Consider the following 21,190-nt stretch of genomic DNA (forward strand, 5'->3'; position numbering starts at 1 on the left):
CGTCTTTGCTTTATCAGATGGAGAGCGCTATGGCTTGGAATGAGCCGGGTGGCAACTCGAATAATCAGGATCCTTGGGGTGGCAAGCGCAAGGGCGGCGACCGCAAGGGGCCACCAGATCTCGACGAGGCCTTCCGAAAGCTGCAGGAAAGCCTGAATGGGTTGTTCGGTGGTGGCAAGAAACGTAGTGGTGACGGCGGCGGCAGTGGCGGCGGTTCGGGCAAGGGCGGTGGCTTCGGCCTGCTCGGCATCGGTCTGGTCGTGCTGCTCGCGATCTGGCTCTACAACGCAATTTACGTGGTCGACGAACAGGAGCAGGCCGTTGTCCTGCGCTTCGGCAAATACTACGAAACGGTCGGTTCGGGTCTGAACATTTACTTCCCGCCATTCGATCGCAAGTATCTTGAAAACGTGACGCGCGAACGTGCGTACAGCAAGCAGGGCCAGATGCTGACCGAGGACGAAAACATCGTCGAGGTGCCTCTGACCGTGCAGTACAAGATCACCAATCTGCAGGATTTCGTGCTGAACGTGGATCAGCCTGAAGTCAGTCTGCAGCATGCAACTGAAAGTGCACTGCGCCACGTTGTCGGCTCTACCGCAATGGATCAGGTGCTCACCGAAGGTCGTGAATTGATGGCCAGCGAGATCAAGGAGCGCTTGCAGCGTTTCCTCGATACGTATCGCACCGGCATCACCGTGACCCAGGTGAACGTACAGAGCGCTGCGGCGCCGCGTGAAGTTCAGGAAGCGTTCGATGACGTGATCCGTGCCCGTGAAGACGAGCAACGCTCGCGCAACCAAGCCGAAACCTACGCCAACGGTGTGATTCCAGAGGCTCGTGGTCAGGCTCAGCGCATTGTCGAGGACGCCAACGGTTACCGCGATGAAGTGGTGTCGCGTGCCAAGGGTGAGGCGGACCGCTTCACCAAGCTTGTCTCCGAGTATCGCAAGGCTCCCGAAGTCACTCGCGAGCGTCTGTATCTGGACACCATGCAAGAAGTCTTCAGCAACACAAGCAAGGTGCTCGTGACCGGCGACAAGGGTCAGAACAACCTGCTTTACCTGCCATTGGACAAAATGATCGAAAGCAGCCGCACTGGCTCTGCTCCGTCTACCGGCGCAGCAGCGACCGTAGTCGATCCGGGCTCTCGGGCCGCGGACATGCAACAGCAACGCGACACGCGCACTAGGGAGACTCGCTGATGAGCAATAAATCTCTGGTCGCCCTGATCGTCTGTGTCGTGCTGGCAGTCGTTGCGTGGAACAGCTTCTATATCGTTGCCCAGACCGAGCGGGCAGTTTTGCTGCAGTTCGGTCGAGTGGTTCAGGCCGATGTTCCACCGGGCCTGCACGTGAAGATTCCTTACGTGAACCAAGTGCGCAAGTTCGACGGTCGCCTGCTGACCCTCGATGCACCGACTCAGCGTTTCCTGACGCTGGAAAAGAAAGCGGTCATGGTCGATGCCTATGCCAAATGGCGCGTGAAGGACGCTGAGCGTTTCTACACCGCGACATCGGGCCTGAAGCAAATCGCCGATGAGCGTCTGTCGCGCCGTCTGGAATCCGGTCTGCGTGACCAGTTCGGCAAGCGCACCCTGCACGAAGTGGTGTCGGGTGAGCGTGACGCATTGATGGCCGATATCACCGCTTCGCTGAATACGATGGCCGGGAAAGAGCTGGGCATCGAGGTCATCGACGTCCGGGTCAAGGCTATCGATCTGCCGAAGGAAGTGAACCGCAGCGTGTTCGAGCGCATGAGCACCGAGCGTGAGCGTGAGGCGCGTGAGCATCGCGCCAAGGGTAATGAGCTGGCTGAAGGCATCCGTGCCGATGCCGATCGTCAACGTCGTGTGCTGCTGGCTGAAGCCTATCGCGAGTCCGAAGAGGCGCGCGGTGACGGTGATGCACAAGCCGCCGCGATCTACTCGAAGGCCTATGGTCAGGACCAGGAGTTCTACGCGTTCTATCGCAGCCTGCGCGCCTACCGCGAAAGCTTTGCCAACAAGGGCGACGTGATGGTGCTCGATCCGGGCAGCGAGTTTTTCCGCTATCTGGAGAAAGCCAAGCCGTAATCGCGACCCGCGAACGATGGCTCCGCCGGGCGGCAAAACTGCCCGGCGGGGTGATCGCGCGCTAAAACGTGTGTATGATGCGGCAGCCGGGAAATTCCCGGCTTTTTTGCGTCTACACGATTGATTGGCCGTGGCGTGATTCGTGCGCGGCAGTTTTTTCGAGGACAGTGTTCGCAAAGCTGCGGCGCATAAGGCGTTGGGTTGTTTCCGGTCTGGCGCCCGCAGAATGCTGTCTGCTTCACTCAAGGCTCGCCCCGAGGGGTTGGCCGCCCGGATCATAGGGGAAAGGCGTAATGGCAACGGTTGACCGCTGGCTGCTGCCGGATGGCATCGAAGAAGTACTGCCGCCGGAAGCTGCGCGCATAGAAGTGGCGCGTCGTCAGGTGTTGGATCTGTTTCAAAGCTGGGGCTACGAGTTCGTCGTGACCCCGCATATCGAATACCTCGAATCACTGCTCACAGGTGCTGGCCAGGATTTGGATCTGCGCACCTTCAAAGTGGTCGATCCGCAATCGGGTCGGCAGATGGGTTTCCGGGCGGACATCACGCCGCAGGTCGCCCGCATCGACGCGCACACGCTGCGTCGCGAAGGTCCGAGTCGTCTGTGCTATGCCGGCAGCGTGCTGCACGCGCAACCTCGTGCACTGTCATCCTCGCGCAGCCCGATTCAGCTGGGCGCCGAGTTGTATGGCGATGCAAGTCCGAGCAGCGACGTCGAAGTCATCAGCCTGATGCTGGCAATGTTGCAACTGGCGGACGTGCCCGACGTCCACATGGATCTGGGGCATGTCGGCATCTATCGAGGTCTGGCCCGTGCGGCAGGCTTGTCCGGCGAGGTCGAGCAGCAACTGTTCGATGCGCTCCAGCGCAAGGCCATCGATGAAGTCATCGCCCTGACCGAAGGTCTCTCGGCGGATCTGGCCGGCATGCTGCGTTCGCTGGTCGGCCTGTGTGGCGGCCGTGAAGTGCTGGTGCAGGCGCGCGAGCGTCTGGCAGCGGCGCCTGGGCCGGTGCTCGAAGCGCTGGATGATCTGCTGGAAATCGCCGAACGTCTGTCGGCGCGTTTTCCTGAGCTACCGTTGTACTTCGACCTGGGTGAGTTGCGCGGCTACCACTACCATACGGGCGTAGTGTTTGCGGTATTTGTGCCGGGTGTCGGTCAGTCGATCGCACAAGGTGGTCGCTATGATGACATCGGTGCGGACTTCGGGCGCGCGCGTCCGGCGACGGGCTTTTCCACCGATCTGAAGACCCTGGTCACGCTGGGGCGGGCAGAGATCGAGTTACCGTCTGGCGGTATCTGGATGCCCGACAGTACTGATGCGGCGCTCTGGCAGAAAGTCTGTCAGCTGCGCGGCGAAGGTCAGCGCGTCGTCCAGGCATTGCCGGGCCAGCAGGTTCAGGCAGCGAAAGAAGCCGACTGTGATCGGCAATTGATTCAGCACGGCGAGCTTTGGCAGGTAATGCCGCTGGCCTCTTGAGTTTTCCAGTCGGCGGCAGCCGGCACCAGTTTGCGTGAATGAGGACAAGTGTTATGGGTAAGAATGTCGTAGTCCTGGGCACCCAATGGGGTGATGAGGGCAAAGGCAAGATCGTTGATCTGCTGACCGAACATGCTACCGCGGTAGTTCGCTATCAAGGCGGCCACAACGCCGGTCACACCCTGGTGATCGATGGCGAGAAAACCGTTCTGCACCTGATTCCGTCCGGTGTGCTGCGCGAAGGCGTGCAGTGCCTGATCGGTAACGGTGTGGTCGTGGCGCCTGACGCACTCATGCGTGAAATCAACAAGCTCGAAGAGAAGGGCATCCCTGTGCGCGAGCGTCTGCGCATCAGCCCTTCCTGCCCGCTGATCCTGTCCTACCACGTCGCACTGGATCAGGCGCGTGAGAAAGCCCGTGGCGAGCACAAGATCGGCACCACCGGTCGTGGCATTGGCCCGGCTTACGAAGACAAGGTTGCACGCCGCGGCCTGCGCATCGGTGATCTGTTCCATCGCGAGCGCTTCGCCGCCAAGCTGGGCGAGCTGCTGGATTACCACAACTTCGTACTGGTCAATTACTACAAAGAGCCTGCGGTCGACTTCCAGAAGACGCTCGACGAGTGCATGGAATACGCCGAACTGCTCAAGCCGATGATGCTGGACGTCACCGCTGCGCTGCATGAAATGCGTCGCGCCGGCAAAGACATCATGTTCGAAGGCGCTCAAGGTTCGCTGCTGGACATCGACCACGGTACCTACCCGTACGTCACCAGCTCCAACACCACGGCTGGCGGTATCGCTACCGGTTCCGGTGTGGGCCCGATGTTCATCGACTACATCCTGGGCATCACCAAGGCTTACACGACTCGCGTCGGTTCCGGTCCGTTCCCGACCGAACTGTTCGACGACGTGGGTGCCTTCCTGGCCAAGCGTGGCCACGAGTTCGGTGCGACCACCGGCCGTGCCCGTCGTTGCGGCTGGTTCGACGCCGTCATTCTGCGTCGCGCCATCGACGTCAACAGCATCTCGGGCATCTGCCTGACCAAGCTGGACGTGCTGGACGGTCTTGAAACCATCAACATCTGTGTGGGTTACAAGAACGAAAACGGTGCTGTGATCGATGCTCCGACCGATGCCGACAGTTACATTGGTCTGGAGCCTGTCTACGAGCAGGTGCCGGGCTGGTCGGAATCGACCCTGGGCGCCAAGACCCTGGAAGAGCTGCCTGCCAACGCTCGCGCCTACATCAAGCGCCTGGAAGAGCTGGTCGGCGCACCGATCGACATTATTTCGACGGGCCCGGATCGCAACGAGACCATCGTTCTGCGTCACCCATTCGCTTGATAAGTCGTTGAAATACAAACGAAGGGTCGCTCAGGCGGCCCTTTGTTTTGCCCGCTTGATATCCATCAGCACAACGGCACGACCCTTGCTGTAAATACCGTCATAAAAGATGCCATCATTTTAATGGCGTTTGTTGTGGGGGGATCTCCTGTGTCGGCCGTTCTTTCTCTTCTGCGCAGCCGCTTGCTGCGGCCCGTATTCATCGCCCTCGGCATTGCCCTTTTGGTGCAGGTGCTGGTGGCGGTCGCCCTCACCCGGAGCACCGTCACTGCGCTTGAAGCCGATCTGGCTACGCGCCTGAGTGTAGATTCGCAACACTTGTCCGGGGAACTGGAGCAGGCGAGCCGCGACGTAACATCCAGTCTGGAAGGGTTATCGCGCAATACGCGTCAGCGATTGAGCGCAGGCCTGTCCGCCCGTCTGAAGGACGAGCAGGGTCAACTGCGTACGACGTTGGAAAAGGACTTGAAGGATTCGGCGACCGACATGGCCGAGCTTCTTGCTGCCGTCGCCCCGCGCGCGATGTGGGATGGGGACACTCCGACATTGTCGGAATTTGCCCGGCGCGCTCAACGCAATCCTAACGTGCTGTTTGTCGTCTACGACGACGCGCAGGGCGAACACCTCACCCGTTACCTCAATCGTGAGAACGAATCGATCAAGGCGCTCCTGGCCAAAGGCGAGGGCGATCGGGCGATGGACAAGGTCCTGAACGCTGCGCAAAAAGATCCTTCCGTTTACTACGTCGAAGCGTCCATCAGCCCCAACGGCGTGGAAATCGGCAAAGTGCGCATGGGCGTCTCGACCCGTGCTGTGGAAGACAACCTTGCAGCTCTGGACAAGCGCTTCACGGCGTTGATCGGCAGTGGCGAGCAATTGGTTTCCGACAGTCTGGGTGGGGCCGCGACTGAAAGCTCGGCAGCGTTGCGTTCGCGCCTGCAAAACGCGCAGTCGTCCGCTTCGGCGATGGCGACCAATACCGGTTCGGCGGTGCAGGAGGCGGCCTCGACGTTGCGCTGGAGAATCGGCGTCGGTCTGGCCCTGGTGGGCTTGGGTGTGTTGATTGCGCTGGCGATCGTTCTTGGGCGCCGAGTGGTGCTGCGACTGCAATTGCTCAACCGCGCGCTGGATGATCTGGCCGCCGGTGAGGGCGATCTGACCAAACGCGTGAAGCTCAACAGCAACGACGAAATCGGTGAGATGGCGGCAGCGGTCAACCGCTTCGTCGATAAGCTGCAACCGATCGTGAGAGAGGCGGGCGACGTCGCTCAGCAGACGGGAGTAGAGATCGGTGCGATGAGCAAGCGCAATGCCGGAGCTGATGCCGCTGCCGAGCTGCAACGTGACGAAGTGGCGGCGAGTCTTCAGGCGCTGTCGCAAATGGCCGACGAAGCACAGGCGGAAAGCCAGGCCATGCAAGCGGCTTTGCGTCAGGTGATCGATATTCGTCAGGCGACGGACGAGAACACGCGCACCTCCAATCAGGTCGGCAATTTGATCGAGGCGCTGGCCGGTCAGGTCGAAACCGGGGCGCAGGTCATTGAGCGCCTGGCGCAACAGAGCGAGCAGATCGAGGTGGTGCTGGAAGTGATTCATGGCATCGCTGAGCAGACCAACTTGCTGGCGCTCAACGCTGCCATTGAGGCGGCTCGAGCGGGCGAGACCGGGCGCGGGTTCGCCGTGGTAGCCGATGAGGTCCGCGCGTTGGCGAGCAAGACGCAAAGCTCGACCGGCGACATTCAGGAACACATCGCCAAGCTGCAGTCTGGCGCGAAAGAGGCGGTCGCGACCATTGGACTTGCGGGTCGTCAGGCCAAGGAAGGGCTGGCCGTGCTGCGTGACAGTGCGCGGCTGCAGCAAACGGTTCAGGCTTCGGTCGAGCAGGTTCATGCCGCCATCGGGTTGGCGACGCGAGCGGCTGAGCATCAGGCCAAGGGGGCGCAAGCGGTGAGAGGGCGCGTGGAGGTGATCCATGCCCAGGCCGAGAAAGCGGCGCAGGCAGTTGTCGAGACGACGGCGAGTGGCAAGACGCTGGACAAGCTGGCAGCACAGCTGAAAGCGAGCCTGGGGCAATTCCGCGCCTGATCCGGTTTTGATCGACTGAGTGCAAACGTAAGTTTGCTCGCAATCGCAATGCATCAGGCTGGGTGCAGGGCGATTGCGAGCACGTTCGGCCTGCAAATGAGGCGAGCGTCAGTTGTAGATTTACGAACCCCAGAAAGCACAAAACCGAGCACTTGGCTCGGTTTCGTTTGATTTGGTGCCCAGGAGAAGACTCGAACTTCCACGACCGTAAGGTCACCAGCACCTGAAGCTGGCGTGTCTACCAATTTCACCACCTGGGCATGGCGCTGATTTAATTAGATTTTTCGTTTCAATGCAACTGAATTTTTCGAAATATCGATCGAGCGTTGCAGGTTGAGTGTTTGGAGCGGAGTTTTAGGATGGCCCGAGCAGGCAGACCCGTATCTCCAATGAGGAGGTCACGCCCATGGCATTCGATTGCTGTTGAGGACAGAGAAGAGGAACTGATCTACGCTCAGGGCTGTTTTTCAGCGGTGACAGGTTTTCAAACCGCAAAAAGCACAAAACCGAGCACTTAGCTCGGTTTCGTTGAATTGGTGCCCAGAAGAAGACTCGAACTTCCACGACCGTAAGGTCACCAGCACCTGAAGCTGGCGTGTCTACCAATTTCACCATCTGGGCAAGGCGTTGATTTCATTCGACTAATTTTTTAAAAAGCCGTCTGATTTTCAACTACAACGTGGCAGTGCCGTCGTTGTGGGGCGCATCTTACGGATGAGTTTGGGGGCTGTAAACCCCCGAGGTGAAATTTTTTTTGAAATAGCGAAATGTCTCAGCAAACGCTGTCTTCGCGTTTCAATCTGGTATATGCCAAACTAATTGCATACAGATAAGGTGAACTCATTCTAATGGCCGATTGGCAGTCCCTCGATCCCGAGGCCGCTCGTGAAGCGGAAAAATACGAAAACCCCATTCCTAGTCGTGAGCTGATTCTGGCGCACCTTTCCGAGCGCGGATCCCCTGCGGCCCGCGAGCAGTTGGTGGAAGAATTTGGCCTGACGACTGAAGATCAGATCGAGGCCTTGCGCCGCCGTCTTCGCGCCATGGAGCGCGATGCTCAGCTGATCTATACGCGCCGCGGCACTTACGCCCCTGTCGACAAGCTCGATCTGATCCTGGGCCGCATCAGCGGTCACCGTGACGGCTTCGGATTCCTGGTGCCGGACGACGGCTCCGACGACCTGTTCATGAGCCCTGCCCAGATGCGTCTGGTGTTCGACGGTGACCGTGCGCTCGCGCGTGTTTCGGGCCTGGATCGCCGTGGTCGCCGCGAAGGCGTCATTGTCGAGGTCATCTCCCGTGCCCACGAAACCGTGGTCGGCCGCTATTTCGAAGAGAGCGGGATCGGTTTCGTCGTGCCGGACAATCCGAAAATCCAGCAGGAAGTGCTGGTGACGCCCGGCCGCAATGCCGACGCGAAGATCGGCCAGTTCGTCGAAGTGAAAATCACCCACTGGCCAACGCCACGCTTCCAGCCGCAAGGCGATGTGGTCGAAGTCGTGGGTAATTACATGGCGCCGGGCATGGAAATCGATGTCGCGCTGCGTACCTACGACATTCCTCACGTCTGGCCTGAGGCTGTGCTCAAAGAGGCCGTCAGGCTCAAGCCGGAAGTCGAAGAGAAAGACAAAGAGCATCGCGTCGATCTGCGCCACCTGCCTTTCGTCACGATCGATGGCGAAGACGCCCGCGATTTTGACGACGCCGTTTATTGCGAAGCCAAACCGGGCAAGCTGCGCCTGTTCTCCGGTGGCTGGAAGCTTTACGTGGCAATTGCCGACGTCTCCAGCTACGTGAAGATCGGCTCGGCGCTGGACGCCGAATCCCAGGTGCGCGGCAACTCGGTGTACTTCCCCGAGCGCGTGGTGCCGATGTTGCCAGAGCAGCTGTCGAACGGTCTTTGCTCGCTGAACCCGCACGTTGATCGTCTGGCGATGGTCTGTGAGATGACCATCTCCAAGACCGGCGAGATGACCGATTACGTGTTCTACGAGGCGGTCATTCACTCCCATGCGCGCCTGACCTACAACAAGGTCAGCTCGATTCTCGAACACCCGAAAACAACCGAAGCCAAGCAGCTTCGCGGTGAGTACAGCGAGGTCGTGCCCGATCTCAAGCAGCTGTATGCGCTGTACAAGGTGCTGCTGGGCGCTCGTCACACTCGCGGCGCAATCGACTTCGAAACCCAGGAAACCCGGATCATTTTCGGGTCCGAGCGCAAGATTGCCGAAATCCGTCCAACTACACGCAACGATGCCCACAAGCTGATCGAAGAGTGCATGCTGGCGGCGAACGTGGCGACTGCCGAATTCCTCAAGAAGCATGAAATTCCGGCCCTCTATCGCGTTCATGATGGTCCGCCGCCTGAGCGTCTGGAAAAACTTCGCGCATTCCTTGGCGAACTGGGCTTGTCGCTGCACAAGGGCAAAGACGGTCCGACGCCCAAGGATTATCAGGCGCTGCTTGAAACCATCAAGGATCGTCCGGATTACCACCTGATCCAGACCGTCATGCTGCGCTCGTTGAGTCAGGCAGTGTACAGCTCGGACAATAACGGCCACTTCGGCCTGAATTACGAGGCGTATACCCACTTCACTTCGCCGATTCGTCGTTATCCGGACTTGCTGACTCACCGCGCGATTCGCAGCGTGATTCGCTCCAAGCAGGAAACGCCGCATGTTCGCCGCGCAGGCGCTGCGACCATTCCGAAAGCGCGCATTTATCCTTACGACGAGGCGGTGCTCGAGCAATTAGGCGAGCAGTGCTCGATGAGTGAACGCCGTGCCGACGAGGCCACTCGTGATGTCGTGAACTGGCTCAAGTGCGAGTTCATGAAGGACCGCGTGGGCGAGTCGTTCCCGGGCGTGATCACGGCTGTGACCGGCTTCGGCCTGTTCGTCGAGCTGACTGACATCTACGTCGAGGGTCTGGTCCACGTCACGGCATTGCCGGGGGACTACTACCATTTCGATCCGGTTCATCATCGTCTGGCAGGCGAACGCAGCGGTCGTAGCTTCCGACTGGGAGATACGGTCGAAGTGCGCGTCATGCGGGTTGACCTGGACGAGCGCAAGATCGACTTCGAGATGTCCGAGAAGACGACCAGCGCTCCGGTCGGTCGCAAGCGCAAAGCGGCTGAACCGGTTGCCGCCCAGCAGCCCAAAGAGAAAGAAAAGGAAAAGGCCACCGCGTCCCGTCCGAGTCGCCGCAGTGCCAACAAGGAACCGGTCGTCGAGGCCTACCGCCCCAGTGATGCAGCCGCGAAAAACGCTGAAGTCCGTAAGAGTCGGGAACTGAAAAAAGCCTTGTTGGCAGAAGCTAAGGGCGGTAGCAAGGCATCGTCGGGAAAGCCGGCAAGGAGTGATTCCGCTCCGGCAGGCAAAACGGCAAAACCGAGCAAACATCGTAAGGGTCCGCCGAAATCGGGCTCGGCGCCTGCCGCGAAGAGCGGTGGGGTGCGCAAACCTAAGGCCAAGTCATGAGTGCGTTGGAAAAAATCTATGGCGTGCATGCTGTAGAAGCGTTGTTGCGTCACCATCCCAAGCGGGTCAAGCAGATCTGGCTGGCTGAGGGGCGCAGCGATCCGCGGGTTCAGGTCTTGGTTGATCTGGCTGCCCAGAATCGGGTTTCCGTCGGGCAGGCCGAGCGTCGTGAGATGGACGCCTGGGTCGAGGGTGTTCACCAGGGCGTGGTGGCGGACGTGAGTCCAAGCCAGGTCTGGGGTGAGGCGATGCTGGACGAGTTGCTGGATCGCACGGAAGGCGCGCCTTTGATTCTGGTGCTGGACGGTGTCACCGATCCGCATAACCTCGGCGCCTGCCTGCGCACCGCCGATGCGGCCGGTGCGCTGGCGGTGATCGTGCCCAAGGACAAGTCCGCGACGCTGACGCCAACGGTGCGCAAAGTCGCTTGCGGTGCAGCGGAAGTGATTCCGCTGGTCGCGGTGACCAACCTCGCACGTACGCTTGAGAAACTTCAACAGCGCGGTCTGTGGGTCGTCGGCACGGCCGGTGAGGCCGAGCAGGAACTGTATCAGCAGGACTTGACCGGCCCGACCATCATGATCATGGGCGCCGAGGGTAAGGGCATGCGCCGACTGACCCGCGAACATTGTGATTATCTGGTCCGTCTGCCAATGGCAGGCAGTGTCAGCAGCCTCAATGTGTCGGTGGCGACCGGCGTCTGCCTGTTCGAAGCCATGCGCCAGCGCAGCGTCAAGGCGGCCGCTTCACGGAAGTAACGAGTTTCAGGCGGCAAACGGTAAGCTGAAACCACCCGCGATCAGCTTGTCGTTTGCGGCTTACAGCTCAAGCCTGCCTTTGTTCAAATAATCACCAATTTCCTTGCGCCGCCTCTGGTGCTTCTCTACAATTGCGCCCCTTGCTGTCATGGCAGGCGCTTTTGTGCCTGTCCCTGTGCAAGATAAACCAGTGTTATTCACTCCTTGTCTGACCGCTTTGGCGGCAGGCTACAACCCGTAAGGAGCATTCATGCGTCATTACGAAATCATCTTTCTGGTTCACCCGGACCAGAGCGAGCAAGTCGGCGGCATGGTTGAGCGTTACACCAAGCTGATCGAAGAAGACGGCGGCAAGATCCACCGTCTGGAAGATTGGGGCCGTCGTCAACTGGCCTACGCAATCAACAATGTTCACAAGGCTCACTACGTGATGCTGAACGTTGAGTGCACTGGCAAGGCTCTGGCCGAGCTGGAAGACAACTTCCGTTACAACGATGCCGTGATCCGTAACCTTGTCATCCGTCGCGACGAAGCCGTTACCGGCCAGTCCGAAATGCTCAAGGCTGAAGAGAACCGCAGTGAGCGCCGTGAGCGTCGCGACCGTCCTGAGCACTCCGACGCTGAAGGCGTTGACAGTGATGACAGCGACAACAGCGATAACGCTGACGAGTAATCCACGGACCTTTTGAGGAGCCTATTACATGGCACGTTTCTTCCGTCGTCGTAAATTCTGCCGCTTCACAGCTGAAAATGTGAAGGAGATCGATTACAAAGATCTCAACACCCTGAAAGCCTACGTATCTGAAACCGGCAAGATCGTTCCTAGCCGTATTACCGGTACCAAAGCTCGTTATCAGCGTCAGCTGGCTACCGCTATCAAGCGCGCCCGCTTCCTGGCCCTGCTGGCCTACACCGACAGCCACGGCCGCTGAGACCAGGTTCAGTCGACAAAAAGCAGTAAGGGATAAATCGCATGCGCGCCTTGGCTGAATTCATCATGCGCGGCCGCGTGCAAGCCACTCTCGTAGTGGTGGGATGTGCGGCGTTGCCGCTGTTGTTCTGGTTGAGTGCTGCCGCAGGGTGCCTTGTGCTCCTGCGACGCGGGTTGAGTGACGCCTTGAGCGTTCTCGCCTGGGCTCTGCTACCGGCGTTGGTCTGGTGGTATTTCGGTGAACCTCGCACCCTGATGGTGTTGCTGGGTTCATGGGGGTTGGCGGCCGTGTTGCGCGCCAGCGAGTCCTGGGTCCGCGTGCTGCTGGTCAGCGTAGTGGCGGGATTGTTGTACGCAGTGATTCTGGGAGCGGTTTTCCGCGAGCCCATCGAAGCCATGGCGGGGGAGTTGCAGAAACTTCTGCCCCACGTCTTCGGTGATGTCTACCAACAGATGTCGGTAGAAGAGCGAGCGCGACTGGGAGCACTGATTACGCCGGTCCTGAACGGCCTGATCGCAGCGTTGTTGCAGATCGTCAGCGTGGTATGCCTGATCCTTGGGCGTTACTGGCAGGCGCTGTTGTATAACCCGGGTGGTTTCGGTCGCGAGTTTCGCAGCCTGAGACTCCCGCGGGCACCGATGCTGGTGCTGCTGGTGTGCATGTTGGTGGGGCCGAACTTCGGTCCGCAACTGGCGATGCTGACACCGTTGTGCAGCGTGCCGCTGATGTTCGCGGGGCTGGCTCTGATTCACGGTCTGGTGGCTGCAAAGCGCCTGACCCGTTTCTGGCTGGTGGGGTTGTACGTCACGCTTCTGCTGTTCATGCAGCTGATTTATCCGTTGCTGGTGGTGTTTGCCATTGTCGACAGCCTGATTGATTTTCGCGGCCGGCTGGCGTCGAAAGATGCCGATGACGGTTCTGCGAACGGTGAAGGTTAAAGTTAAGAGGTTATTACCAAATGGAACTCATCCTGCTGGAAAAAATCGCCAACCTGGGCAACCTGGGCGATAAAGTAAACGTTAAGGCTGGCTACGGTCGTAACTACCTGCTGCCTTTCGGCAAAGCCACCGCTGCAACCGCTGCCAACCTGGCCGCGTTTGAAGAGCGTCGCGCTGAGCTGGAAAAAGCCGCTGCCGAGAAGAAAGCTTCTGCTGAAACTCGCGCTGCTCAACTGGCTGAGCTGGAAGTGACCATCACTGCCACTGCTGGTGACGAAGGCAAGCTGTTCGGTTCGATCGGTACTCACGACATCGCTGATGCACTGACCGCCTCAGGCGTCGAAGTTGCCAAAGCTGAAGTTCGTCTGCCGAACGGCACCATCCGTAACGTTGGCGAATACGACGTTGCCGTGCACCTGCACAGCGATGTTGAAGCTACCGTTCGCGTTGTTGTGGTGGCTGCTTAAGCAGTTCGATTCCCGCGCTTCGGTGCGGGCGTCTGATCGGTTGGCGACTCGCTCATCAGCCGGTTAGCATTGGGCACGATCCTGTTCGCAGGTCGTGCCCTTTGTCATTTCTGAGTATCCTGATTCAAACCCCCTGATTCCGTGTGGCCATGAACGATATTTCCGCTCCCGAGCAATACGATCTGCAAACCGCTGCCCTAAAGGTGCCTCCGCATTCCATCGAGGCCGAACAGGCCGTGCTCGGTGGTCTGATGCTGGACAACAATGCCTGGGAGCGCGTGCTGGATCAGGTTTCGGATGGCGACTTCTATCGTCATGACCACCGTCTGATCTTCCGCGCCATCGCCAAGCTGGCTGATCAGAACCTGCCAATCGACGTCGTGACGCTGTCCGAGCAACTGGACAAAGAAGGCCAGACCTCTCAGGTCGGCGGTCTCGGTTATCTGTCGGAACTGGCGAAGAACATTCCCTCGGTCGCCAACATCAAGGCCTACGCGCAGATCGTGCGCCAGCGCGCGACGTTGCGTCAGTTGATCGGCATCAGTAACGAGATTGCCGACAGCGCGTTCAATCCCGAAGGGCGCACCGCAGAAGAGATTCTCGATGAGGCCGAGCGGCAGATCTTCCAGATCGCCGAGGCGCGGCCCAAGACGGGCGGACCGGTCGGCGTGAACGATCTGCTGACCAAAGCCATCGATCGCATCGACACGCTGTTCAACCTGGGCGAGGGCATCACCGGCCTTTCCACCGGTTACACCGATCTGGACGAGAAGACCAGCGGCCTGCAGCCTTCGGACTTGATCATCGTCGCCGGACGACCGTCGATGGGTAAGACCACGTTCGCGATGAACCTGGTCGAGAACGCGGTGTTGCGCAGCGAAAAGGCGGTTCTGGTCTACTCGCTTGAGATGCCAGGTGAATCGCTGATCATGCGTATGCTGTCTTCGCTCGGGCGTATCGATCAGACCAAGGTGCGTTCCGGTCAGTTGGACGACGACGATTGGCCGCGGCTGACGTCGGCGGTCAATCTGCTCAATGACCGCAAACTGTTCATCGACGATACCGCAGGCATCAGCCCATCCGAGATGCGGGCGCGCACCCGGCGCCTGGTGCGCGAGCATGGCGATGTCGGCCTGATCATGATCGACTACCTGCAACTGATGCAGATTCCGGGCTCGAGTGGTGACAACCGGACCAACGAAATTTCCGAAATTTCGCGATCCCTCAAAGCGTTGGCCAAAGAATTCAACTGCCCGGTGGTCGCCCTTTCTCAGCTGAACCGCTCGCTTGAACAGCGCCCGAACAAGCGGCCGGTCAACTCCGACTTGCGTGAATCCGGAGCGATCGAGCAGGACGCCGACGTCATCATGTTCGTGTACCGGGATGAGGTGTATCACCCGGAGACCGAGCACAAGGGCATCGCTGAAATCATCATCGGTAAACAGCGGAACGGTCCGATCGGCTTCGTGCGGCTGGCCTTCATTGGTAAGTACACGCGCTTCGAGAACCTGGCGCCGGGCAGTTACAACTTTGATGATGATGAGTAAAACCTAGCCGCATGGTCGGAATTGGTTATTTTTTGTGCTATTCTCCGCGCCCGCGATTTTCCCCAAGAAACTCGCCTCCCTGATTACGAACACTGGTCATCGACATGCAAGCAGCCAAGCCGTTATTTGACTATCCGAAGTACTGGGCCGAATGTTTCGGGCCAGCGCCTTTCCTGCCGATGAGCCGGGAAGAGATGGATCAGCTTGGCTGGGATTCCTGCGACATCATCATCGTCACCGGCGATGCCTACGTCGACCATCCGTCGTTCGGCATGGCGATCATTGGCCGGCTGCTGGAGTCGCAAGGCTTTCGTGTCGGCATCATTGCTCAGCCGGACTGGAAATCCAAAGACGACTTCATGAAGCTGGGCGAGCCGAATCTGTTCTTCGGCGTCGCGGCTGGCAACATGGATTCAATGATCAACCGCTACACTGCCGACAAGAAAATCCGTTCGGACGATGCCTATACGCCGGGTGGCATGGCGGGCAAGCGTCCCGATCGCGCCAGCCTGGTCTACAGCCAGCGCTGCAAGGAAGCGTACAAGAATGTGCCGATCGTGCTCGGCGGCATCGAGGCCTCCCTGCGTCGCATCGCGCATTACGACTATTGGCAGGACAAGGTTCGCAACTCGATCCTGATCGACGCCTGCGCTGACATCCTGCTGTACGGCAACGCCGAGCGGGCCATCGTCGAGGTCGCCAATCGTCTTTCTTATGGTGAGTCGATCGAAAGCATCACCGACGTGCGCGGCACTGCGTTCATTCGTCGCGACACGCCTGAAGGCTGGTACGAGGTCGACTCCACGCGCATTGATCGTCCGGGCAAGATCGACAAGATCATCAACCCATACGTCAACACGCAGGACACGCAGGCCTGCGCCATCGAGCAGGAAAAAGGGCCGGTTGAAGACCCGAATGAAGCCAAGGTCGTGCAGATCCTGGCGAGCCCGCGCATGACCCGCGAAAAAACCGTCATCCGCCTGCCGTCCATGGAAAAGGTGCGAAACGACGCCGTTCTTTATGCTCACGCCAACCGCGTGCTGCACCTGGAAACCAACCCGGGTAACGCGCGGGCGCTGGTACAGCGGCATGGCGAGGTCGATGTCTGGTTCAATCCGCCGCCCATTCCGATGACCACCGAAGAAATGGACTACGTGTTTGGCATGCCATACGCACGTGTTCCTCATCCGGCGTACGGCAAGGAGAAAATCCCGGCCTACGACATGATCCGCTTCTCGGTGAACATCATGCGTGGCTGCTTCGGCGGCTGTACGTTCTGCTCGATCACCGAACATGAAGGACGGATCATCCAGAACCGCTCCCATGACTCGATCATTCGCGAAATCGAAGAGATCCGTGACAAGGTGCCAGGCTTCACGGGGGTGATTTCCGACCTCGGTGGCCCGACCGCCAACATGTACCGCATCGCCTGTAAAAGCCCGGAAATCGAATCCGCATGCCGTAAGCCGTCCTGCGTGTTCCCGGGCATCTGCCCGAACCTGAACACCGATCACTCGGCATTGATTCAGCTGTATCGCAGCGCTCGCGAGCTGCCGGGCGTGAAGAAGATCCTGATCGCCTCGGGCCTGCGCTACGACCTGGCAGTCGAGTCGCCGGAGTACGTCAAGGAACTGGTCACGCACCACGTCGGCGGCTATCTGAAGATCGCGCCGGAGCATACCGAGGAAGGCCCGCTCAATCAGATGATGAAGCCGGGCATTGGCTCTTACGACCGCTTCAAGCGCATGTTCGAGAAGTTCTCCAAGGAAGCGGGCAAAGAGCAGTACCTGATTCCTTACTTCATCGCGGCTCATCCGGGCACGACCGATGAGGACATGATGAATCTGGCGCTGTGGCTCAAAGGCAACGGCTTCCGCGCCGACCAGGTGCAGGCGTTCTACCCGTCGCCGATGGCCAGCGCGACTGCCATGTATCACTCGGGCAAGAACCCGCTGCGCAAGGTCACGTACAAAAGCGACCCGGTGACCATCGTCAAGAGCGAAGAACAGCGTCGTCTGCACAAGGCGTTCTTGCGTTATCACGATCCGAAAGGCTGGCCGATGCTGCGTGAAGCGCTCGAGCGCATGGGCCGTTCCGACCTCATCGGCTCGGGCAAGAACCAGCTGATTCCGCTGCATCAGCCGGAAACCGACAGCTACCAGAGCGCGCGTCGCAAGAACTCGACGCCGGTGGGAAGCCACAAGGTCGCGAAGACCACGAAGATTCTCACCCAGCACACTGGCCTGCCGCCGCGCGCAACCGACGGCAGCAAGCCGTGGGACAAACGCGAAGAGGCCAAGGCCGCTGCGGCCGCTCGCAACAAACAGGCGGCCAAGGAGCGCGCTGACGCTGCGAAAGGCGGGAAGGGCGGCAAGAGCAAGAAGCCGTCCCGTCAGCCGGTGTTTCCACGCTGAATGATGCCGCGGTGAAAAACGCCAGCTTTCGAGCTGGCGTTTTACTTTCTCCCTTTCAAAACCTGCGCGCCAATGACCACGATTCGCACCGTGGCCCCCGGCAAATTGGCGGTTCCCGCGTAAATAACCCCACCCGCCTCATTTCCGTGCGACCCTTGCACCGTCCGCCGAAGCTGGCGCGATTTTGGTGCTGTGCTTAGCTGAGCGAGCATCATCAACGCCGAAGGCGCCTGACTTGCCTGGATGGCATAAGTCTTGCGCGGTTCCGCTACCGTCCAGGCTCGCAGGAGGCACGCCGTGTCGATTCACATTGCCTTGCACCACGTCACGCATTACCGCTACGAACGAGCGGTAGAACTGGGTCCGCAGATCGTGCGCTTGCGTCCTGCGGCTCACAGCCGCACGCGTGTGTTGTCCTATTCGCTGAAAGTCCTGCCTGACAATCACTTCATCAATTGGCAACAGGATCCGCAGGGTAATTACCTGGCCCGCCTGGTGTTTCCGGAAAAGACCGACGAGTTGCGCATCGAGGTCGACCTTGTCGCCGAAATGGCGGTGTTCAACCCTTTCGATTTCTTCCTTGAGCCGTACGCTGAGAACATCCCGTTCACCTACGCCCGGGAAGAGCATCACGAGCTGTTGCCGTATCTGGAAAAACTCCCGCTGACGCCGAAGTTTCAGGCGTACTTGAACAGTATCGACCGCACGCCGATTCCGGCCATCGACTTTCTGGTCAATCTTAATCAGCGGCTGGCCAACGACATCGGTTATCTGATTCGCATGGAGCCGGGCATTCAGACGCCTGAGTTCACGCTGGAAAACGCTTCCGGTTCCTGCCGCGATTCCGCCTGGCTACTGGTGCAATTGCTGCGTCATCTGGGGCTGGCAGCGCGTTTTGTGTCCGGCTACCTGATCCAGCTCAAAGCCGACGTTGCGGCGTTGGACGGTCCTTCCGGCACCGATGTCGACTTCACCGATCTGCACGCCTGGTGCGAGGTGTATCTGCCGGGGGCAGGCTGGATCGGTCTGGACGCGACGTCGGGACTTTTCGCAGGCGAAGGCCACATTCCGCTGGCCTGCAGTCCCGAGCCGTCTTCTGCAGCGCCGATCAGTGGTCTGGTCGAACCGTGCGAAACCCAATTCAGTCATGACATGTCGGTGGAGCGCATCTGGGAGGCGCCGCGTGTCACCAAGCCTTACACCGAAGAGCAGTGGCTGGAGATTCAGGCGCTGGGCCGTCAGATCGACACTGACCTGTCCGCCCATGACGTGCGCCTGACCATGGGCGGCGAGCCGACGTTCGTGTCCATTGACGATCGTGACGGCAGCGAATGGAACACCGCCGCGCTCGGCCCGAAGAAACGGGCGTTGTCGGCTGAACTGTTCCAGCGCATGCGCAAGCATTATGCGCCTCAGGGCATCGTCCACTTTGGCCAGGGCAAATGGTATCCGGGCGAGCAGTTGCCGCGCTGGTCGCTGAACTGCTTCTGGCGACGTGACGGCGAGCCGGTATGGCGCAATGACGCCCTGATCGCCGATGAAAGCGAAGACTACGGCGCCGACAGCGAGACGGCCGGGCGCTTCCTGCGCAGCGTTGCCGAACGGCTGAAATTGCCTGCCCGCTACGTGTTCCCTGCTTACGAAGACAACTTCTACTATCTGTGGCGCGAGGGTGCGCTGCCGCAGAACGTCACCGCCGAAGACTCCCGGCTTGGCGACGAACTCGAGCGTGCGCGGCTGAACAGAGTGTTTTCCCAAGGGCTCGACAAAGTCGTGGGGCACGTGCTGCCACTGGCCCGCACGGCCGCCGATGATCGCTGGCAAAGCGGGCGCTGGTATCTGCGCGACGAGCATTGTCGGCTGGTGCCGGGCGACTCCGCCCTGGGCTACCGTCTTCCGCTCGCCTCGCAGCCCTGGGTCAAGGCGGCCGAGTATCCGTACATTCACCCCAATGACCCCAATCAGGAATTCCCGGACCTGCCGGACCGTGAAGCGCTTCAGTCCCGGCTGGACGGGCTGACCGAGCAGGCGGACACGGAAGCCGAGCGGGCGCCGGTCATCGACGAGTCCGCCGACTGGTTGACCCGTACGGCGTTGAGTGCCGAGGTGCGAGGTGGCCGGCTTTATGTGTTCATGCCGCCATTGCAGTCGCTCGAGGCCTATCTGGAACTGGTCGCTGCCATTGAATCGACTGCGCAGGAACTGCATTGTCCGCTGCTGCTGGAAGGCTATGAGCCGCCGAGCGATCCGCGTCTGGCCAACTTCCGCATCACGCCGGATCCAGGTGTGATCGAGGTCAACGTGCAGCCGTCGTCCACGTGGGACGAGCTGGTCGAGCGCACCGAGTTCCTGTACGAGCAGGCGCGGCTGACCCGCCTGACCACCGAAAAATTCATGATCGACGGGCGCCACACCGGCACCGGCGGCGGCAACCATTTCGTGCTCGGCGGCGCGACACCGGGCGACTCGCCATTCCTGCGCCGGCCTGATCTGCTGCGCAGTCTGTTGAGCTACTGGCACAACCATCCCTCGCTGTCCTATCTGTTTTCCGGGCTGTTCATCGGGCCGACCTCGCAGGCGCCGCGTGTCGATGAGGCGCGCAACGACTCGCTTTACGAGCTGGAAATCGCCTTCTCGCAGATGCCAGCGCCTGGCGAGGAATGTTCGCCATGGCTGGTGGACCGGCTGCTGCGCAACCTGCTCATCGACGTGACCGGCAACACGCACCGCGCCGAGTTCTGCATCGACAAGCTCTATTCGCCAGACGGCGCCACGGGGCGGCTGGGGCTGCTGGAGCTTCGTGCATTCGAGATGCCGCCTCACGCGCGAATGAGCCTTGCGCAGCAGTTGCTGTTGCGCGCGCTGGTGGCGCGGTTCTGGCGTGAGCCTTACGCCCCGGCAAAACTGGCGCGTTGGGGCACCGAGTTGCACGACCGCTTCATGCTGCCTCACTTCATCGAGCAGGATTTTGCCGATGTGATCGTCGAGCTCAACGCTGCGGGTTACCCGGTGCGCGCCGAGTGGTTCGCCGCGCATCTGGAGTTTCGATTCCCCAAAGTCGGCGATTACGCGGTCAGCGGCATCGAACTGGAGCTGCGTCAGGCCCTGGAACCCTGGCACGTGCTGGGCGAAGAGGGTGCCGCCGGTGGCGCGGTGCGTTATGTCGACTCGTCTCTTGAACGCCTGCAGCTGAAGGTCACCGGTCTGCCGCCGCAGCGCTACATGCTGACCTGCAACGGCGTTCCGGTGCCGCTGCAACCCACCGGGCGAGTGGGTGAATTCGTGGCCGGCGTGCGCTATCGGGCCTGGCAACCCTTCAACGCCCTGCAGCCAACGATTCCGGTGCATGCGCCGCTGGTATTCGACATCCTCGACACCTGGATGCAGCGTTCTCTGGGCGGCTGCGAGTATCATGTCGCGCATCCTGGAGGTCGCAATTACGAGACCCTGCCGGTGAACGCCAACGAGGCCGAAAGCCGACGCCTGTCGCGGTTCTTCCGCGTCGGCCACACGCCCGGCAAGCTGTCCGTCCCTGCGCTGACCATCAACGATGAACTGCCCATGACGCTGGATCTGCGTCTGCACCGATAAGATCACAGCCCGGACCAATCGCCTGACCCGAACGTCAGGCGATCCGGCACCGCAAGCGGCCGCAAGGAAGCGAGC

Annotated in this window: 14 protein-coding genes and 2 tRNA genes; 14 read left to right on the forward strand and 2 right to left on the reverse strand. The window is 60.1% G+C overall.

Annotated elements, in window-relative coordinates:
- Positions 1–29 precede the first annotated feature (29 nt).
- The 5 genes from hflK to QRN36_RS10860 all read left to right on the forward strand — a co-directional run bounded on the left by hflK (position 30) and on the right by QRN36_RS10860 (position 6,986).
- Entirely contained in the window at positions 30–1,205 is a 1,176-nt protein-coding gene (hflK, locus tag QRN36_RS10840) for an FtsH protease activity modulator HflK (protein ID WP_093465041.1), read from the forward strand.
- Positions 1,205–2,074, forward strand: a complete 870-nt coding sequence (gene hflC / locus QRN36_RS10845; RefSeq protein ID WP_285424090.1) for a protease modulator HflC — start codon at positions 1,205–1,207, stop codon at positions 2,072–2,074. Before hflK ends, hflC begins: the two co-directional genes overlap by 1 nt.
- A gap of 293 nt (positions 2,075–2,367) precedes the next feature.
- Entirely contained in the window at positions 2,368–3,555 is a 1,188-nt protein-coding gene (locus QRN36_RS10850) for an ATP phosphoribosyltransferase regulatory subunit (RefSeq protein WP_285424091.1), read from the forward strand.
- A gap of 53 nt (positions 3,556–3,608) precedes the next feature.
- Positions 3,609–4,901, forward strand: a complete 1,293-nt coding sequence (locus QRN36_RS10855) for an adenylosuccinate synthase (protein WP_093465033.1) — start codon at positions 3,609–3,611, stop codon at positions 4,899–4,901.
- A gap of 150 nt (positions 4,902–5,051) precedes the next feature.
- Positions 5,052–6,986 (forward strand): methyl-accepting chemotaxis protein, encoded by a 1,935-nt coding sequence (locus QRN36_RS10860; RefSeq protein ID WP_285424092.1) that lies wholly within the window; start codon positions 5,052–5,054, stop codon positions 6,984–6,986.
- 173 nt (positions 6,987–7,159) lie between these two features.
- Here the strand turns inward: QRN36_RS10860 and QRN36_RS10865 are convergent.
- A tRNA-Leu gene (locus tag QRN36_RS10865) sits at positions 7,160–7,246 on the reverse strand.
- Positions 7,247–7,520: 274 nt separating this feature from the next.
- Positions 7,521–7,607 (reverse strand) — tRNA-Leu (locus tag QRN36_RS10870).
- A gap of 227 nt (positions 7,608–7,834) precedes the next feature.
- On the opposite strand from QRN36_RS10870, the gene rnr reads away from it, so the two are divergent.
- From rnr to QRN36_RS10915, 9 genes are all read left to right on the forward strand, one after another.
- On the forward strand, positions 7,835–10,468 hold the full coding sequence (rnr, locus tag QRN36_RS10875; RefSeq protein WP_285424093.1) for a ribonuclease R: 2,634 nt from the start codon (positions 7,835–7,837) through the stop codon (positions 10,466–10,468).
- Positions 10,465–11,226: a 23S rRNA (guanosine(2251)-2'-O)-methyltransferase RlmB gene (gene rlmB / locus QRN36_RS10880; RefSeq protein WP_285424094.1), complete on the forward strand. Its 762-nt coding sequence runs from the start codon at positions 10,465–10,467 to the stop codon at positions 11,224–11,226. Before rnr ends, rlmB begins: the two co-directional genes overlap by 4 nt.
- 250 nt (positions 11,227–11,476) lie before the next feature.
- The gene (rpsF, locus tag QRN36_RS10885) at positions 11,477–11,899 is read left to right on the forward strand and encodes a 30S ribosomal protein S6 (protein ID WP_062379020.1); all 423 of its coding nucleotides are present in this window, start codon (positions 11,477–11,479) and stop codon (positions 11,897–11,899) included.
- Between the two features lie 28 nt (positions 11,900–11,927).
- On the forward strand, positions 11,928–12,158 hold the full coding sequence (gene rpsR, locus QRN36_RS10890) for a 30S ribosomal protein S18 (protein WP_037015707.1): 231 nt from the start codon (positions 11,928–11,930) through the stop codon (positions 12,156–12,158).
- A 41-nt stretch (positions 12,159–12,199) separates the two neighbouring features.
- The gene (locus QRN36_RS10895) at positions 12,200–13,096 is read left to right on the forward strand and encodes a hypothetical protein (protein ID WP_093465021.1); all 897 of its coding nucleotides are present in this window, start codon (positions 12,200–12,202) and stop codon (positions 13,094–13,096) included.
- 20 nt (positions 13,097–13,116) lie between these two features.
- Positions 13,117–13,563, forward strand: coding sequence for a 50S ribosomal protein L9 (rplI, locus tag QRN36_RS10900; RefSeq protein WP_062379016.1), 447 nt, complete (start codon positions 13,117–13,119; stop codon positions 13,561–13,563).
- A 149-nt stretch (positions 13,564–13,712) separates the two neighbouring features.
- Positions 13,713–15,110 (forward strand): replicative DNA helicase, encoded by a 1,398-nt coding sequence (gene dnaB / locus QRN36_RS10905; protein WP_093465019.1) that lies wholly within the window; start codon positions 13,713–13,715, stop codon positions 15,108–15,110.
- Between the two features lie 104 nt (positions 15,111–15,214).
- Positions 15,215–17,524, forward strand: coding sequence for a YgiQ family radical SAM protein (locus QRN36_RS10910; RefSeq protein ID WP_285424095.1), 2,310 nt, complete (start codon positions 15,215–15,217; stop codon positions 17,522–17,524).
- A 297-nt stretch (positions 17,525–17,821) separates the two neighbouring features.
- Positions 17,822–21,115 carry a transglutaminase family protein gene (locus tag QRN36_RS10915; RefSeq protein ID WP_285424096.1) on the forward strand — a complete coding sequence of 1,098 codons (3,294 nt, stop codon included), beginning with the start codon at positions 17,822–17,824 and terminating at the stop codon, positions 21,113–21,115.
- Positions 21,116–21,190 lie beyond the last annotated feature (75 nt).

The sequence above is a fragment of the Pseudomonas sp. efr-133-TYG-103a genome (genome assembly GCF_030209235.1).
GTDB lineage: Bacteria > Pseudomonadota > Gammaproteobacteria > Pseudomonadales > Pseudomonadaceae > Aquipseudomonas.

Bases quoted from the DNA above. Each gene is read 5' to 3' on its own strand.
- hflK (WP_093465041.1), top strand. From the start codon at position 30: ATGGCTTGGAATGAGCCGGGTGGCAACTCGAATAATCAGGATCCTTGG.
- hflC (WP_285424090.1), top strand. From the start codon at position 1,205: ATGAGCAATAAATCTCTGGTCGCCCTGATCGTCTGTGTCGTGCTGGCA.
- QRN36_RS10850 (WP_285424091.1), top strand. From the start codon at position 2,368: ATGGCAACGGTTGACCGCTGGCTGCTGCCGGATGGCATCGAAGAAGTA.
- QRN36_RS10855 (WP_093465033.1), top strand. From the start codon at position 3,609: ATGGGTAAGAATGTCGTAGTCCTGGGCACCCAATGGGGTGATGAGGGC.
- rnr (WP_285424093.1), top strand. From the start codon at position 7,835: ATGGCCGATTGGCAGTCCCTCGATCCCGAGGCCGCTCGTGAAGCGGAA.
- rlmB (WP_285424094.1), top strand. From the start codon at position 10,465: ATGAGTGCGTTGGAAAAAATCTATGGCGTGCATGCTGTAGAAGCGTTG.
- rpsF (WP_062379020.1), top strand. From the start codon at position 11,477: ATGCGTCATTACGAAATCATCTTTCTGGTTCACCCGGACCAGAGCGAG.
- rpsR (WP_037015707.1), top strand. From the start codon at position 11,928: ATGGCACGTTTCTTCCGTCGTCGTAAATTCTGCCGCTTCACAGCTGAA.
- QRN36_RS10895 (WP_093465021.1), top strand. From the start codon at position 12,200: ATGCGCGCCTTGGCTGAATTCATCATGCGCGGCCGCGTGCAAGCCACT.
- rplI (WP_062379016.1), top strand. From the start codon at position 13,117: ATGGAACTCATCCTGCTGGAAAAAATCGCCAACCTGGGCAACCTGGGC.
- dnaB (WP_093465019.1), top strand. From the start codon at position 13,713: ATGAACGATATTTCCGCTCCCGAGCAATACGATCTGCAAACCGCTGCC.
- QRN36_RS10910 (WP_285424095.1), top strand. From the start codon at position 15,215: ATGCAAGCAGCCAAGCCGTTATTTGACTATCCGAAGTACTGGGCCGAA.